The sequence below is a fragment of the bacterium genome, assembly GCA_040755755.1.
Lineage (GTDB): Bacteria > SZUA-182 > SZUA-182 > DTGQ01 > DTGQ01 > DTGQ01.
This window is the reverse complement of sequence record JBFLZW010000049.1, coordinates 42,386-58,271: the sequence shown is the minus strand read 5'-3', so window position 1 is coordinate 58,271 and position 15,886 is coordinate 42,386. Positions and strand designations below refer to the sequence as shown.

Below are 15,886 nucleotides of genomic sequence, written 5' to 3'. Positions count from 1 at the left end.
GAAATCAAAGATGAAAACCAAATGCAGTGAAAAAACCCGGCCCGGCGATCAGGCACAGATTGAACCTGCCGTCTGCAAGCTGGCAGCCGTACCGAACGGAGCAGCCGGTATCAGGGTTGAGCAGTATTTGATCTTTTTTCTGGTATGTATCGTATCACTGACTTTTTTTCATGCACCCGGAACCTCGGATGTAAATATCTGGGGAGCCTGGATCAATAATGCCAGACAGATGGGGATTGTCAACGGATATGCAGCCAATGGCAGGGATTATCCTCCCTTGAGTACGGTAATACTGTTTATGGTTTTCAAGGCATCTGATTTTCTGCATATCAATGCCTTTTCAGGCTTCAAATTGTCCCTGTTTATTTTCCTGGTGTTCAGCTCGCTGCTTTTTGCCGTCTGGAGTAAAGATGTTACCCTCGCCTCAGTGCTGCTGCTCTCTCTTGTCATGAACAGCATGGCACTTGGTTATCTGGACATCTATTTTGCCCCTGCGCTGATCATAGCATTCTGGGCGCTGGAAAAAGAAAAACTGACCCTGGCTATGGTTTTTTTCATCCTGAGCTGCATGATAAAATGGCAGCCCCTTATCCTGGCCCCCTTCATTGCACTCTATGGCCTGAAGAGAGAAAACATCAAGGATCTGAAAGGTGCTGATTTGAAGAGGCTTTTCCTGTCCGCTGGCTTACCCTGTCTGGGAGCGGTTTTCCTTTTTCCCTGGATTTTCGGCAGTGAAATATTCCGGGCGTTCAATCGGGCCACGTCCCATGCATATCTCAGTGGAAATGCTCTGAATTTCAACTGGATACTGACCCATTTCCTCCATGTTTTTTCGCCTGAGCGGTTTGGCCCGCTGAAAAATGGTTTAGCGGAATACATTATGACCAAAGACGTATCAATAACACTCCTGCCCAGGTTCCTGTTTTTTGCCTTTTACGCCGCGACGCTCCTGATGTTTTTCAAGCAAAAGAAAACGTTTGCCAACCTGGTCCTGTTTTCACTGAGCGGGTATCTGGCCTATTGCATATTTAACACCGGAGTACATGAAAACCACTTTTTTCTGGCCTGCATTCTGGTGATCATGCTCTATTGGACGGACAGGTCTCACCTGCGAACGCTCCTGGCTGTTGTTGTCTGTGCAAACCTGAATTTATTTATTTTCTATGGCATCCGGGGAGATGGTTTACCCTTTAATCGAGTGATTGGCGTGGATCTGGCCCTGATCATCTCGATCGTTAATGTCATCTTCTTTTTTATGGTATTCTCTTCGGCAGTAAAAATTTTCAGGGATCGCAGATGGGAGATATCACGATGTCCGTCGGTTTAAAAAGGCATGCCTGGCCACTGATAATATTCTTGTGTTTCCTGGTGGTATCTTATCTTGTTATCTCATCCGACTATAACTGGGCTCATGGAGATGCCGGGGTTTATGCCCGATCGGCCAGGATCCTCTATGAAACAAATACGATCGATGTCAGCTATTCCGCGTCTTCCCTCGTCGGGCAACTGCTGTTCAGCAATATCCTGTGTCACCTCTTCGGCTTTCGGCTCAAGGTCCTGCACCTTTCCGTATACCTGGTCAATTTTCTGGCCCTTGCAGCCCTCTATCTCCTGTTATCCGAACTGGGCCTGAACCGGTTTTCGGCTGTCTGCGGCTCGCTGACCATGCTGATCAATCCAATCTGGCTGAAAATGATAGACTGGTATATGACCGAGCCCTTTTTCATGTTCTACCTTATTGCTTCAATCCTGTTTTTTATCAAGGGATTAAGGAGGAATCGACCGCTCTTTCTCTACCTGGGGAGCACCTTCGCTGCCCTGGCTGTCCTGACCAGGCAGCATGCTGTTTCCCTGTCGATCGCCCTCATGGCTGTCTGTTTGATTTATCGAAAGTCCCTGAAAAAAGAAACCCTGATTCACAGCCTGGCTGCATCGGCGATCCCGCTCATCTCCATAGGCTTATTTTACCTGTGCCTCTTCGGGGGAAAAATTATTCACAGCAGCGTATCGTATAGTACCTCTGTATCCAGTAATCTGGCCATTATCAAAAGCCTGACCAATCCCCTGACCCTGCTGTCCAGACTGTATTTTGACACTCTTTTTTCCCTTCACTACAGTGCCGTGTACCTTGCGCCGCTGTTTATCACTTTTGCTCTTGCCCTGGTGATGAATCCTCGAAGGGGAGAGGAACTGCACCTTGATTTTTCCCGTGCCCTGATATCCGTGCTTGCGGTGTCAGCCGGAACCATGATCCTCTATCTGAAAAACAATCGCCCGATGCCCTATCTGCCCAGTATATTTTCGATCGGCGCTTTGACCAGGATATTTAATGTGCCGGTTCTCAGCCCGGATACGGCCTCGTTTCTCCTGACCGGACTGAGCTGGGCCGGGGCCGTAATCCTCCTGACCGGGATGCTGGAGTATTTCGTTCACCGGAAAGAAGATAAAAAACCTGCCGAGAAGGTGCACAGGAAGGGCATGCAGGGGAAAAATATAAAACCGCCCGATGAGCAAGGGCAGGATGACCCTGGCCTCAGGTTTTTTTACCTGTGGGGAATCGCTTATCTTTTGGTAGCTATTATGATCGGACTGCAATATGACCGCTACATTTTCCCGGTTTCCATTCTCATGATTTACCTTCTCCTGAGCCGTTTCCCCTGGATAGGAGAGCAGAAGAAAACCCTGGTCGTTGCTCTGGCCCTGATCTATTCCCTGGTTATCTTTCAGGTCGCTTCACACCGGCTGAGTCTGGACCTTGAATGGACAGCGGGGGAAACTCTTGTGCATGAGGGCGTCCCTCCCTGTGCGATCAATGGAGGGTTAGGCTTCAATCATTTCTATAGTTTTGATTGCATAACCGAGGCATATAAAAATGTAACGGTCGGAAGACCCATCAACTGGTATAAGTTTCACCCTATGGCGGAATTTTTCGTTACCGGGGATGAGAGTCTGGCTGATAAACAGCCAGGGCTCAGGCTCTATCGGACCTTTACCCGTGAGAGACTTTTTGGACTCCTGGAGGGAACGAGCTATATTTATCACAGGAAAGATGGCTTCCGGGAGCCTGTCTGGATATAGGTATAGGTAAACTGGTGAAGAAACCGGTATTGACAGGAAAGAATACACATGCCGCACCATAAAATCCTGATTATTGATGATGAAGAAGATATTCTGGAATTGATACGCTACAACCTCCTCAAGGAAGGGTATCTTGTGGAGGGAGTCACCTGCGGTGAGAAGGCCCTGGCCAGGGCCAGGGCAGGGATGCCGGACCTCATCGTGCTCGATCTTATGCTGCCGGGCATCGATGGCCTCGATGTCTGTAAAGCGCTCAAGGGTGACGCCAAAACATCCCATATCCCGGTCATCATGCTGACGGCCAGGGGGGAGGATGCCGATATCGTGACCGGTCTCGAACTGGGTGCTGATGATTATATAACCAAGCCGTTCAGCCCGAAGGTTCTGATCGCCAGGATCAGGGCGGCTCTGCGAAGGCGCAGGAAGGGTGAGTCGGATAACGCCCCGGCCATGAGTGTCCACAATCTGACCCTGTATCCTGCCCGGCACCAGATAATGGTGGACGGGGAGCCCGTAGAGCTTACGGCGACCGAATTCGACATCCTGTGCTTCCTGATGCGAAGACCGGGCTGGGTATTCACCCGCAATCAGATTATAAATGCAGTCAAAGGGGATGGCTATGCAGTCACGGACCGGTCGGTGGATGTGCAGATCGTTGGCCTGAGGAAAAAACTGGGGAAGGCCGGCGAGTATATCGAGACCGTGCGGGGAGTAGGGTACCGGCTCAAAGAATAAGAGATGATACCAAAAAGAAAAAACCTGCTGTGGCGAAATTACCTCGTTTATCTGCTTATTATCCTGCTCTCCCTGCTGGTAGTGACCTGGCAGGCGTCAAGGGTGCTCAGGCAGGTATATCGTGAACAGACGGGCGCTGCTCTGAAAGCCCATGCCCTGCTGGTCAAAAGGCAGGTCGAGGGAAAGCTGTCGGAGACGAGCGCCCGCATGGTGGATGCTCTCTGCAAGGAAACCGGCTCACAACTGCAAACTCAGATTACGGTTATTCTGCCGTCCGGCCAGGTCATTGGCGATTCGGAGGAAGATCCTGCCCGCATGGGCAATCACGGAAGTCATCCTGAATTTGAGAAAGCATTGGCCGGTGATACTGGCATCTCGACCAGGTACAGCTTCGAGCTGAAAAGAGATGTCCTGTACCTGGCAATTCCGGTTGCAAGGGGAAGGGATATCGAAGGAAGCATCCGCGTATCTGCACCGCTGCCTTCGAATGGCAGGATTCTCGAGGCGATCATCTATCCCGGGGTTGCCGTGTATGCCCTGCTGCTGGCCCTGATTGCGGCAGTCGTCAGTCTGATTGTTTCCCGGCCTGTGGATATAGCCCTTGAGGAAATGGAAAAGGGAATACAGCACTTTACTTCGGGTGATCTTGATTACCGCCTGCCAGTGCCGGATCCGGAAGAGATCGGTTCCCTGGCCGATGGGATGAACCGGATGGCCAGCCGGCTGGGTGATCGGATACGCACCATCACCCAGGAAAAGAACGAGCTTGAAGCCGTACTCTCCAGCATGGATGAGGCGGTTCTGGTGGTCGATATGAATGAGCGCATTATCCGGTTCAACCAGGCCGCTGCCCGTCTCTTCGAGGTCAAAACCAGGACAGTACAGGGCCGGACAATCCAGGAAGTAATCAGAAATACCGATCTCCAGCGTCTGGTAACGAAAACACTTTCAAGCCAGGAGCCGGTCGAGGGTGATATTGTCCTTTACCGTGGCACGGAACGGTTTTTACAGGCTCACGGTACTGTTTTGCGGGACCTGAAGGGGGAGAGTATCGGCGCCCTCCTGGTTCTGGATAACATTACCCGGCTCAAGGTGCTCGAAAATGTCCGCCGCGATTTCGTGGCCAATGTTTCTCATGAGCTGAGGACCCCTATCACTTCGATCAAGGGATTTGTTGAAACGCTTCGGGATGGAGCTGTCAACTGCCCGCAGGACAGGATGCGGTTCCTCGATATCATTGCCCGGCACGCAGACCGTCTGGATGCCATTATCGAAGACCTGTTGAGCCTCTCCCGGATTGAGCAGGAGGCTGAAAAAGGAGAGATCGTTCTTGAGGAAGGTCAGATACAGGCAGTTCTTCAGTCCGCTATTCTGGTATGTGCCGGCAAAGCGGCCGAGAAGGGAGTGCGTATTGATCTTTCCTGTGACCATAGTCTCACGGCAAAAATCAATATGCCGCTTCTCGAACAGGCTGTTATCAACCTGATCGACAATGCCATAAAGTACAGTGCCGCAGAAAGTGCCGTCCAGGTCGAAGCGGCCAGCATAGGCGGGGAGATCGTGATCAGAGTCCGGGACCGGGGGTGCGGCATCCCCAGGGAACATCTCCCGCGGATATTCGAGCGCTTTTACCGCGTGGATAAAGCCCGGAGCCGGAAGCTCGGCGGCACGGGCCTGGGGCTTGCCATCGTCAAACACATCGTTCAGGCCCACGGCGGCCGCATCCTGGTCGAGAGCATACCGGACAAGGGGAGCACCTTTTCCATTTGCCTGCCAGGAAGCGATATTTAGGGCATGATTCCTCTCGCAATTCCATTTTCCTTGTATTACTGGTAATATTATGCTACATAAAATGATACCGGCCTGCCACGTATCTGTGGTATTTCGCTATCTAAAATGGAAGTGCAGGCCAGAAATCGGGATACATGATTATTGACTTAGTATCCCGGATCAGATATACTGTAAATATTATTTTGAAAATCAACGTCTTTGTTTACATTTAGTTTGTCTTTAGAGGTTCCATGATCAGCCATAATAAAAAGAGAGTTTATGAGCTGCTGCTGAATCAAAAGCTGATTGACCAGGAGGATCTGAATCGAGCTCTTTCCGAGCAGAAAATTACCGGTCAGCCTCTGGAAAAGGTCTTGGTGGATCTGGGTCTGGTTTCCGAAGAAAACGTCTACAAGGCCCTGGCTGAATATCTGGGGCTGCCGTTTTTGTCCGCCTCGGAATATCCGGAGACGCCATTCCTGGGAATCGATTTTTCTCCACAGTTCATGAAGCAGTACAAATTTTTTCCGCTGGAGATGAAGGAAAACGTTTTATCCATTGTCACAGCCGCACCTCTGGATTTTTCCACCATTGACGAGATATCCCTCTTTACCGGGTGTAAGGTGAAACTCTTCGTTTCCAAGGAAAGTGACATTCTATCCGCCATTGACCGGCAGTATGGCGGCGGGGCAACAACCATGGAGCGGATCATCGGGGATATGAATGAAGATGAAATGCAACTGGTGAGCACCAGTGAGGATGAAGATATCAATCAACTGCGGGATATGGCTTCCGAAGCCCCGATTATCAAGCTGGTCAATCTGATTATTACCCGCGGGATTGATGACGGCGCGAGTGATATCCACATTGAGCCTTTTGAAGACAAGCTCATGGTGCGCCTGCGAATCGATGGCATTCTGCATGATATCGAGTCTCCCCCGAAGAGACTTCAGGCCGCGATTACCTCGAGAGTAAAGATCATGGCCAATTTGAACATTGCCGAAAGACGCCTGCCGCAGGATGGAAGGGTAAGGCTGCGGGTTGCCGGGAAAAAGGTGGATCTTCGGGTATCCACGGTTCCCACCCTTTATGGAGAGAGTGTGGTCATGAGAATTCTTGACCGCAGCAGCATTTTATTGACCCTGGAGGACCTTGGTTTTCCGGAAGATAAGCTGGTCCAGTTTGAGGGGCTGATTCGGAAACCGCATGGAATTATTCTGGTTACCGGCCCTACGGGAAGCGGCAAGACAACGACCCTGTATGCAGCTTTGGATAAAATCAATTCGCCGGATAAAAAAATCATCACCGTCGAGGACCCGGTGGAATATCAGTTGAGCGGAGTGAACCAGATTCAGGTGAATACAAAGATTGGTTTGACTTTTTCCAGCGGATTGCGCTCTATTGTCCGGCAGGACCCCGACATCATGATGATCGGAGAAATCCGCGACCTCGAAACAGCGGAAATTGCCATCCAATCCGCCCTGACCGGGCATCTGGTATTTTCCACCCTGCACACCAATGATTCGTGTGGAGCAATTACCCGGCTTCTGGATATGGGAGTCGAAGGCTACCTGGTGGCCTCCTGCCTGGAAGGAGTTTTGGCTCAAAGGCTGGTCCGGACCATTTGCAAACGGTGCAGGCAGGCGGTGATTCCGGATAAAAAGGTTCTGGCCAGCATGAATCTGCCGCAGAAAGAAAGCACGATCGTTTATCGGGGAAAAGGATGTGAGGAATGTAAAAATACCGGCTACAAGGGGCGGTCTGGCGTGTATGAGCTTTTGATCGTCAATGAAACAATTCGAAGGCTGATCGTTGAGAAGACTGGTGCAAATATTATCCGGCAGAAAGCCATGCAGGGTGGATTAAAGTCTTTGCGTGACGATGGCTGGGAAAAGGTGAAAAAAGGCATCACCACCATCGAAGAGGTCCTGCGGGTTACCAAAGAGGATGAAGCTGAGATCCTGGACGCTATCGGAATATAGCCCAATTTACCTTCGATACTGAGATTCGGATGAGGATAAAGATTTTTCATGGCGGTTTTTACCTATAAGGCAACGGATCGGCTTGGCAAGCTTGTTACCGGCAGTATTGAGGCCAAAGACAGGAGGGCCGTAATTACCCGGCTGCAGGAGTCGAATTATTTCCCCATCAAAGTTGAAGAGAAAGGAAAAACATCTGCTGCGGCAGCGACCGAGCAAAAAAAGCTTTCCCTCTCGTTTGGCCAGAGGGTGAAAAAAAAGGATGTCCTGATCTTTACCAGTCAACTGGCAACCCTCACCTCATCAGGAGTCCCGCTGGACAGAAGCCTGACCGTACTGACTGAGCTGACCGAAAACAAAAAATTGAGCCAGATCATCGCTGATGTCCAGAAGAACGTACATGGCGGAAGTCATTTTACCGATGCCCTGGCCCGTCATCCCCGGGTTTTTTCCAAGCTCTACGTCAGCATGGTCAAGGCCGGGGAATCGGGCGGCGTTCTGGAAAACGTCTTGAGCAGACTGGCAGATTTTCTGGAGAGCTCCCAGGAATTCAAGGAGAGTGTCAGTTCCGCCTTGGTTTATCCGGTGCTGTTGACTCTGGTCGGCGGAGGGGCGGTAGTTGTGCTTTTGACTTTCGTGGTCCCGAAATTCACCCAGATTTTTGCCGACATGGGGCAGACACTTCCGCTGTCTACCAGACTGCTGCTGGGGTTCAGCGGTATGATAGTCTCCTATTGGTGGGTAATTGCGGGATTGATTGCCCTGCTGGTTCTCTCGGTACGCCAATACCTGAAAACGGAGAGCGGCAAATGGCAGTGGGATTCCCTGAAACTGCGTCTTCCGGTCCTGGGGAATTTAACCCAGAAAATCGAGGTTTCGCGATTCAGCAGAACGCTGGGGACTCTGGTCCAGAGCGGGGTGCCAATATTGCAGTCCCTGGCTATTGTCAAGGATATCATGGGTAATGCTGTTTTAGCCAAGGCCATCAAGGAGATTCAGGGCAGAATCAAGGAAGGGGAAAAGATATCCGAGCCGCTGCTTCAATGCCACCTGTTTCCGCCCATGGCCATTCATATGATCGATGTCGGCGAAGAGACCGGGCAACTGGAGCCCATGCTTTTTAAGGTTGCCGATGCCTATGACCGGGAGACGCGGACAGCGATCAAGCGGATGGTATCCATGCTGGAGCCCGCATTGATTCTGGTCATGGGCCTTGTGGTCGGGTTTATTGTCATTTCGATGCTCATGGCTATCTTCGGTATTAACGATATCCCGATGTAGAGCCGGTTGTGAAGCTCAGGAGTCAGGAGAAAAAAACTAAATTATTATTGTTAGCTGTATTCAGCAGGGGGTGTTTGTGAAGATGAAAAAACATTTAAAAATCTTATGTACAGCAACACATGCAGGTTTTACTTTGATCGAACTTCTCATTGTCATGATCATCATCGGCCTTCTGGCTGCCCTGGTTGCGCCGAGGATGTTTGGTAAAGTGGAAAAAGCCCGAGATAAGGCAGCGCGTGCTCAGATTTCCCTGTTTAAAACTGCGCTCGATTCGTATCGACTGGATACCGGACATTATCCTCCAGACCTCCAAGCTTTGGTAGAAGATACAGAGCAATTAGGCAGGCGATGGGATGGCCCCTACTTAAAAAAATTACCTAAAGATCCCTGGGGAAACGACTATTATTACATGGCCGAGAACGAGCAGCCATGCTCACCGGGGCCAGACGGGCAACAAGGCACCGAGGATGACATTTGTGATGAAACCGGCGAGGAAGAAGGGGAAGAGACTGCTGGCGGCGGTGGTCCAGTCCGGGAACCGGGAATAGAATGAAGGATGGTATCCTTGCCGGGGAAAAAGGTTTTACCCTCATCGAGCTGGTGATCGTCATCGTGATCATGGGTGCAGCTATGGCCCTGGCTGCGCCAAAGATCGGAAAGTCTTTGGAAAAGATGCAACTGCGCTCAGCCGCCCGCAGGCTGTCCGCAGTTTTGCGCTATGCAAGGCAGATGGCGATTTCCCGGAAGAAAGAATATACCGTGACTTTTCCGGATGATCATACCTATGTCTATCTGAGCGTAATCCGAGAGACAGGTGGAGATGACGGGGATCAGACTGTTGAAGATCCGAACGCCGCCCAGGGTAAGGCTGATCTTGGTGAACAGGGGATCAAGGATAGGGAAGTCAAGATAGATTTATACGAGGTTCTGAAAACCAAGGATGTAAGCATCTCCTGCCAGGATCAGGGTGAGGAGGAACCAATGCAGGATGAGTCCGGCATGGTGGGTGAGATTATCTTCTATCCCAAAGGTGAATCGAGCGGAGGGAAAATTACCCTGGCCATGAAAGAGCTTAATCTGGCTTATCAGATCGATGTGGACCCGATTACGGGCAGGGTCAAGGTCGATAGAGCGACTGAAAATGAGTAAGGATCCGGCAGGCTTTACCCTGCTCGAAGTGATGGTTGCGGTAGCTATTCTGGCCATAGGTCTGGTTACGGTTTTCCAGTTGTTTTCCGGATCGCTGCACTCGGCCAGGGTGTCGGCGGATTATACCAGGGCGGTGATGGGTGCCAGAGCGAAAATGGATGAAATTCTGGGCTATCTGTATGTGGAAGATTTTGAAGAAAAGGTAGAGCGGCAGGGAGAATTCGGAACCAAAGAGGGAGAAGATCTGTTCCAGGGGTATCGATGGGAAATAACCGATGAAGATTATATAATCGATGAGCTTGAAGAGGAGTGGGCAAAAAATAATGCCTCGATAGATGAGAAAGATTTCCAGCTTCGAAAAATCACGGTTCGGGTGACCTGGGAAAGCGGACAGAACGAAAAAAGTGTGGAACTGGTCACCGTGAAAATGTTTTATAAAAAGCCTTCTTGATATTTTTTCCCCGTATGCGAGACAACTCTGAGGAATGAAACAGGAACAGGGATTTACCCTTATCGAGGTGATAATCTCTCTGACCATCCTGGCCATGATCATGGGCGTGATCATGGGAGGATTCCGGTTAAGCACCCGGTCATGGGAGGCCGGTGAGAAAAGACTGGATGAGCAGCAGCGGATGCGGTGTGTGTTCGATATCCTGATACAGGATATCAAATCCTGCATGGGAATCCTCAGACCGCCCAAGTTTGAGACCGATGCAGCGGGAGAAGCAACGTTCGACCGGAACCGGCAGAGATGGACAGTAGTGTTTTTTGGAGAAGCTCATAAGCTGACCTTGATTACCACAGCTTCCGGCATTGACCGACAGTTGAAGAAAGGAACTTTGCGGTATGTCTCGTATTATCTTGGTGAGGATGAGGAAAAGCCGGGCATGAATATGGAAGAAAGCCCCTGGTTATCCCAGTATCCACCGCCCCTGGATGAGGAAACCCCGGCACCGCAGGTACACCGTTATTCTCTGTATCCGGATGTGATTGATATTACCTTTCAATATTACGGTATCAAGAAAATTGCTGGTGAGGTGGTGGAAATCGATGCCGAGCCGGAATGGTATGAGGACTGGAATCCGCTGGAATTAGTGGAGAGTGGAGAAAAGTACCTTCTCAATCTGCCGCAAAGGGTTCGGGTTACCATTCACCGAAAGCCGGAAGGAGAGGCTCGGGAAGAGGAAAAGGATATAGTCACCAGCTTTGATATCCCTATTCCGGTTGTAGAGCGGAGGGAAAACGTAATCCCAGGACAAGGGCAGGGATGACGGATGAAAAAGGGAAAGATCCGGAGGAATGAACAGGGAGTCGCTCTGATGATGGTCTTATGGGTCATGATGCTCCTGAGTTTTGTTGCTCTGGAGTTTGCCCATTCCATGAGAACGGAAGTGGAGGTAACCAAAAATTTTCGTGATGAAGTTCAGGCCTATTACCTGGCCAGGGCCGGTATCGAGATTGGCCGGTATGAACTGGCAGCTCTCGCTACCCAACAGAAACCGCATTATCAAAATAATGCCGCCGATTGGGTTTTCGGTTTGGGGGAAGATGGCGGGGTTAAAGCAACACCCTCATGGAGAGATGAGAAGTTAGGGGACGGGCAGTACAGGTATAAATTCGAGGTCGCCAGTGATAAATTGCCGTTAAATAAGCTGGCTGATCCTGCCAATCGTGCGAGAAGCGAAGAGATGATTAAAAAATTCCTGGAGAAGTATTGTGAGATAGATTCTGAATCTGAGGTGAGCGAAATTTGCCAGTCCATCCTGGATTGGGTGGATAATGACCATATTGCCGGTGGATCAGCACAAAGTGGAGGATTGCCTGACATTGGGGCGGAAGATGACTGGTATAAATGGCATGATAAGGGTTATACATGTAAAGATGCCCCTTTTGATAGCGAGGATGAGCTGAGGTTGATTCGTGGCCTTCGGGCTGAAAAGGGAGACAGTGAGGAAGAAGTCAAAAGAAAAGAAAAAATTGTAAAGAAGTTTAAACGGTATTTTAAGGTAAATGTGGATCTGGCTAACGCGGGCATCAATCCTCAACCTCAGACTGGTTTCTTGCAAAATATCAGTGATTCTGCGATCATTCAGGTAGCTTATGACCTCGGCTGGGAGGGAAACATATCACCAGAGAAACAAAAGGAGGATCGTGAAACTGATCCCCCGCCTAACAAAAGTTTTTACCTCGGATACTATCAGGTTGTCTCAACAGCAGTCATCACAGGTTCCCCTGTGCAGAGCACAATCAAGGCTTCTTTTCAAGTGCGGGACAATTCACCCACCCGGACCTATTGGGAGCCCCTGTACTGGAACGATAATTATATCCCCGAATACAGCGAAGAAGCGAACCAAAGCGAAGATCCGAACCAACCAGGATGACGCCGATGGTTCCGATCAGCCGCCTGTATCGGGAGAATGATCAACAGCTAAGGATGGAGCTACGTTGCTATATTTACAACAGAGCTTAGGTATTGATTTTCGGGACCGCATCTTGCGGATTGTTCACCTTGGGCGAACATTGAAGGGGATTGTCCTGGTCGATTATTTTATCAGGAAGTATCCTCCTCTGCCGCCAGGATCAGGCAAGGGAGAAGCGGAAGGGGATGTGGATCCGCTGTCCGTTGATCTGCAGAATTTTATCAGGGAAAGGAAAATCAAGCAGGAGCAGATAGTTATCGGCATCCCCAAGGAAAAAGTGACCCTGAAAGAGATCGTTCTGCCCAAGGTTGAAGAAAAGCAGTTCCAGGAGATGCTGGAATATGAGGTGGAGCGGCATATTCCGTTTGCAGTCCAGGGGATCGCCTATGATTATCAGGTCTTGAGCAAAGAGGGCGAGCTGGTAAAGGTTCTTTTGGGAATCGTAAAAAAGGACGATCTGCAGCGGGTTCTCAACCTGCTGGATATTGAAGAAACCAAGCCTGTCGTCATGGACGTTACCGCCATTGCCGGTACGAGCTGGCTGATCAGCCAGAACAATCTTGGCGATAATAAGATAACGGCTATTGTGGATATTGGAGAGAGCAAGGTCGAACTGGTTATTCTGGCCGGGAAAGAGATCAAGGCAACCAGAAGCTTTAACCGGACACAAAACCGGCTGGAAGACGCCTACATTACTGAAATGGTCAGACCACTCGAGAGAGCCCGATCAGACCAGCCCAATCCGGCCCAAAGCCGGATAGAGAGTGAGCCGTTTACCCCTCCGCCGTCATGGGAAGAGGAGGAGGATGGTGAAGCAGGAGGTATCCCCTCGGTTTTCCAGGCTGTTGTACAAGAGGGGATGGAAGAAGATAATGCTCCCGTTTATGAGCCTATCAATGAGAATATTTGCAGCCTGGGGCAGGATATCATTCGGGAGCTTGACATTGCCATGAATGTTTTTTCCGGATTTGAAGAGGAAAAAAACCTTGATGAATTGATTCTGACCGGGACCGAGGCTTACAGTGGTTTCCTGCCCGAATACATCGAGGCGCAAACTGGCGTGCAGGTTCGAATTTTGAATCCGTTAAGGAATATCACCACCAAGAGCATTCCGGGCAAAATCGCCTCCAGTTTATCCATGGCCGCGGGGCTGGCTCTGCGCGGCCTGGAAGATCAGCCGCTCATGCTGAATTTCCTGGCTGAGGGGAAAAAAGTCAAAAGGAAAGTCAATCACCTGGTGGTCACGGCTACCTTTATGGTCCTGATTGTGGTGTTGAGTCTGGCCTGGGTCCTCGGTATGCGGTATGAAAACGGGCTGATATCTCTGGAATTGAGCAAGCGCCTGAAAGCCCTTCAGCCTGACGTGACGATCGTGAAAAATATCTCTCAGGAGGTTGAGGACGTCGATAAGGAACTTTCGACCATCTCGAATATTATCGAGACCGAGATCAGCAAGATGGAAATTCTGAAGGAGTTGACCACTATTCTTCCGGCGGATACCTGGCTGGACAATCTGTCCGCTTCCAATGAAAAAGTGGAAATCGATGGCTACTCCGAGTCTCCATCCAATCTGATTTCCATGCTGGAGATATCCCCTCTGCTGGAAAATGTGCAGTTTGCCTCCAGTATTACCAAGATGGGCCCCGGAAAAGAGCGCTTTAAGATCAAAGCCGATATCGAGCGGAAAAAGCCTCTGACGGAGCCGGAAGAAGATAAGGATTCCGGTAAAGGGAAACATCCGGGCTCCAGGAAAACTGCCGGAAAGGGAAACCGTGATAAAGATCAGTGAGAAAAATAAAGAACCAGCCCTGATTATCGGCAGTATTGTCGGGTTCATACTTTTTGCTTTCGGTGTTATTTATCCGCTTGTGAATGATACCAGGAAGGTCAGGCAGGAGATTGAGAATAAAAGGCGCAAGATTAAAAGCTTTTCCTCGATTGCCGAAAAAAAGGAAATCGTTCAGGCCCGCCTGGATTACTTAAAGAGCAAACGGGAAACCTTCGATCAGCGGCTTTTATCCGGCGATACTCCGGCTGTGGCTGCCGCAGAGCTGCAAACCATATTGAACGATATGGCCAGTGAACATGAGCTTGTGATCAACAGCCAGAGAATCATTAACCCTAAAGAGCGGGGAATTCTTCTGGAAGTCCCTGTTCAGATTACTACTCAGTGCACGATAACCAAGCTCAAGGAATTACTTTACCAGATTGAATCATACCCCAAATTTTTGAGTATTTCCGACCTCAACATCCGGGTTTACCGAGTACGCGATGCAAAAGATGTTGAAGCGAGAATCGATGTTTCCGGTTTTATTGTAAACAGCAAGGGCACTACCGGTAAGGGTACCACCTGAAAAGATTTCACTACAGGAGAACCTCTTGTTTAAGCGCATCATTTTGGTTAATCTTGGACTTTTTGTCATCGTAGCTTTATTGAGTCTGAATGTTTACCGGATTTGGCTCCCGATCATACAGGGAGAGTGGAAGAAATCCCTGCCTGCTGTGGCCCGGAAAACTGCCGGCAAGGCGGCGGTCCCCACTGACGAAGAGCCGGTCAAGCCTGCTCTCTATACGTACGATGTCATTGCCGATAAGGATTTGTTCCGTCCCGAACGGACCGAATGGGTCCCTCCTCCCCCTCCTCCGGAGAACGAACAGCCGAAGATGGAAATCCCGCAATATCCTGCTGAACGCAATCAGCCGGGAATGAAGAAGCCAAACCTTTACGGAATAATTATCATTAAAGATAAAAATAATAACGTTAAAGAAAAATATGCCATTATGCAGGGGTCGTCTCGGGAAGAGCCTCAAAAGCGATCCCGAAAGATGAGGCTTGGGAATGGAGAGGTCCGGGATGTCCCTCTCCCTCCGATCCCTGGCAGAATAGTTGAGGACAAAGCCAAACATTATCATGTCGATGACGAAATTTCCGAATCCAAAATCGTCGACATCCTGCCGGACCGGGTCATTCTCAGTAAGAATGGAGAGGAATATGAATTACTTCTCTGGGAGAAATTCCGTACATCCTCGAAGGATGCCCAGGCTCCCGGACAGGAATTATTGAATCAGGGAGACCGGAAAGGGCGCACCTCACCACCGGGGGCGGAGGGACCTGCGGATGTGCCGCCAGGTTATCTGCCTCCATCTCCTCCAGCAGGTTTTCCCGCTTATCAGCCCCCTCAGGGATTGCCGGGTCAGCCAGGATTTGGCTATCCAGGATTCGTGCCTCCCGGCCAACCAGGGATTCCCCCAGGAGCAGCTTTCCCGCAGTTTCCCGTACAGCGGCCTATCTATGCACCACCTCCCGGATTTCAGCCCCCCGCCGGATTTCAGCCCCCGGCTGGATTTCAGGTTCCACCCGGATTTCAGGTCCCTCCCGGGGTACAAGGTGGGCCAATGTTCAATCCCTTTCGGGGTGGTGGGCCATCTTGAGGTATCATGTTGCTATGACGTCAATTCCAGAATCATCTGTTA

14 protein-coding genes are annotated in these 15,886 nt (G+C 50.2%); all 14 read left to right on the top strand.

The window, feature by feature from the left end; translation table 11 throughout:
• Positions 1-10 precede the first annotated feature (10 nt).
• Positions 11-1,327: a hypothetical protein gene (locus tag AB1611_14845; GenBank protein MEW6380869.1), complete on the top strand. Its 1,317-nt coding sequence runs from the start codon at positions 11-13 to the stop codon at positions 1,325-1,327.
• Positions 1,328-1,368: 41 nt separating this feature from the next.
• Positions 1,369-3,078, top strand: coding sequence for a hypothetical protein (locus AB1611_14840; protein ID MEW6380868.1), 1,710 nt, complete (start codon positions 1,369-1,371; stop codon positions 3,076-3,078).
• Positions 3,079-3,126: 48 nt separating this feature from the next.
• Complete coding sequence (locus AB1611_14835) at positions 3,127-3,813, top strand: response regulator transcription factor (protein ID MEW6380867.1); 687 nt, start codon at positions 3,127-3,129, stop codon at positions 3,811-3,813.
• A 3-nt stretch (positions 3,814-3,816) separates the two neighbouring features.
• On the top strand, positions 3,817-5,604 hold the full coding sequence (pnpS, locus tag AB1611_14830) for a two-component system histidine kinase PnpS (GenBank protein ID MEW6380866.1): 1,788 nt from the start codon (positions 3,817-3,819) through the stop codon (positions 5,602-5,604).
• A 230-nt stretch (positions 5,605-5,834) separates the two neighbouring features.
• Positions 5,835-7,565: a type II secretion system ATPase GspE gene (gspE, locus tag AB1611_14825; protein MEW6380865.1), complete on the top strand. Its 1,731-nt coding sequence runs from the start codon at positions 5,835-5,837 to the stop codon at positions 7,563-7,565.
• A 48-nt stretch (positions 7,566-7,613) separates the two neighbouring features.
• Entirely contained in the window at positions 7,614-8,843 is a 1,230-nt protein-coding gene (gene gspF / locus AB1611_14820; protein ID MEW6380864.1) for a type II secretion system inner membrane protein GspF, read from the top strand.
• 82 nt (positions 8,844-8,925) lie between these two features.
• A complete protein-coding gene (gene gspG / locus AB1611_14815) occupies positions 8,926-9,396 on the top strand; it encodes a type II secretion system major pseudopilin GspG (GenBank protein MEW6380863.1) in 471 nt (156 codons plus the stop codon).
• Positions 9,393-9,992, top strand: a complete 600-nt coding sequence (locus AB1611_14810; GenBank protein MEW6380862.1) for a GspH/FimT family pseudopilin — start codon at positions 9,393-9,395, stop codon at positions 9,990-9,992. The genes gspG and AB1611_14810 overlap by 4 nt, the downstream gene beginning before the upstream one ends.
• A complete protein-coding gene (locus AB1611_14805; protein ID MEW6380861.1) occupies positions 9,985-10,443 on the top strand; it encodes a prepilin-type N-terminal cleavage/methylation domain-containing protein in 459 nt (152 codons plus the stop codon). The genes AB1611_14810 and AB1611_14805 overlap by 8 nt, the downstream gene beginning before the upstream one ends.
• 34 nt (positions 10,444-10,477) lie before the next feature.
• Positions 10,478-11,263, top strand: a complete 786-nt coding sequence (locus AB1611_14800; GenBank protein MEW6380860.1) for a prepilin-type N-terminal cleavage/methylation domain-containing protein — start codon at positions 10,478-10,480, stop codon at positions 11,261-11,263.
• A 3-nt stretch (positions 11,264-11,266) separates the two neighbouring features.
• On the top strand, positions 11,267-12,373 hold the full coding sequence (locus tag AB1611_14795; GenBank protein MEW6380859.1) for a hypothetical protein: 1,107 nt from the start codon (positions 11,267-11,269) through the stop codon (positions 12,371-12,373).
• Between the two features lie 64 nt (positions 12,374-12,437).
• Positions 12,438-14,201, top strand: coding sequence for a type II secretion system protein GspL (locus tag AB1611_14790; protein ID MEW6380858.1), 1,764 nt, complete (start codon positions 12,438-12,440; stop codon positions 14,199-14,201).
• Positions 14,185-14,766 (top strand): type II secretion system protein GspM, encoded by a 582-nt coding sequence (gene gspM, locus AB1611_14785; protein ID MEW6380857.1) that lies wholly within the window; start codon positions 14,185-14,187, stop codon positions 14,764-14,766. Before AB1611_14790 ends, gspM begins: the two co-directional genes overlap by 17 nt.
• 25 nt (positions 14,767-14,791) lie before the next feature.
• Positions 14,792-15,844 (top strand): hypothetical protein, encoded by a 1,053-nt coding sequence (locus AB1611_14780; GenBank protein ID MEW6380856.1) that lies wholly within the window; start codon positions 14,792-14,794, stop codon positions 15,842-15,844.
• The last annotated feature ends 42 nt before the right edge of the window (positions 15,845-15,886 follow it).

Bases quoted from the DNA above. Each gene is read 5' to 3' on its own strand.
- AB1611_14845 (MEW6380869.1), top strand. From the start codon at position 11: ATGAAAACCAAATGCAGTGAAAAAACCCGGCCCGGCGATCAGGCACAG.
- AB1611_14800 (MEW6380860.1), top strand. From the start codon at position 10,478: ATGAAACAGGAACAGGGATTTACCCTTATCGAGGTGATAATCTCTCTG.
- AB1611_14795 (MEW6380859.1), top strand. From the start codon at position 11,267: ATGAAAAAGGGAAAGATCCGGAGGAATGAACAGGGAGTCGCTCTGATG.
- AB1611_14810 (MEW6380862.1), top strand. From the start codon at position 9,393: ATGAAGGATGGTATCCTTGCCGGGGAAAAAGGTTTTACCCTCATCGAG.
- pnpS (MEW6380866.1), top strand. From the start codon at position 3,817: ATGATACCAAAAAGAAAAAACCTGCTGTGGCGAAATTACCTCGTTTAT.
- AB1611_14805 (MEW6380861.1), top strand. From the start codon at position 9,985: ATGAGTAAGGATCCGGCAGGCTTTACCCTGCTCGAAGTGATGGTTGCG.
- gspE (MEW6380865.1), top strand. From the start codon at position 5,835: ATGATCAGCCATAATAAAAAGAGAGTTTATGAGCTGCTGCTGAATCAA.
- AB1611_14835 (MEW6380867.1), top strand. From the start codon at position 3,127: ATGCCGCACCATAAAATCCTGATTATTGATGATGAAGAAGATATTCTG.
- gspG (MEW6380863.1), top strand. From the start codon at position 8,926: ATGAAAAAACATTTAAAAATCTTATGTACAGCAACACATGCAGGTTTT.
- gspF (MEW6380864.1), top strand. From the start codon at position 7,614: ATGGCGGTTTTTACCTATAAGGCAACGGATCGGCTTGGCAAGCTTGTT.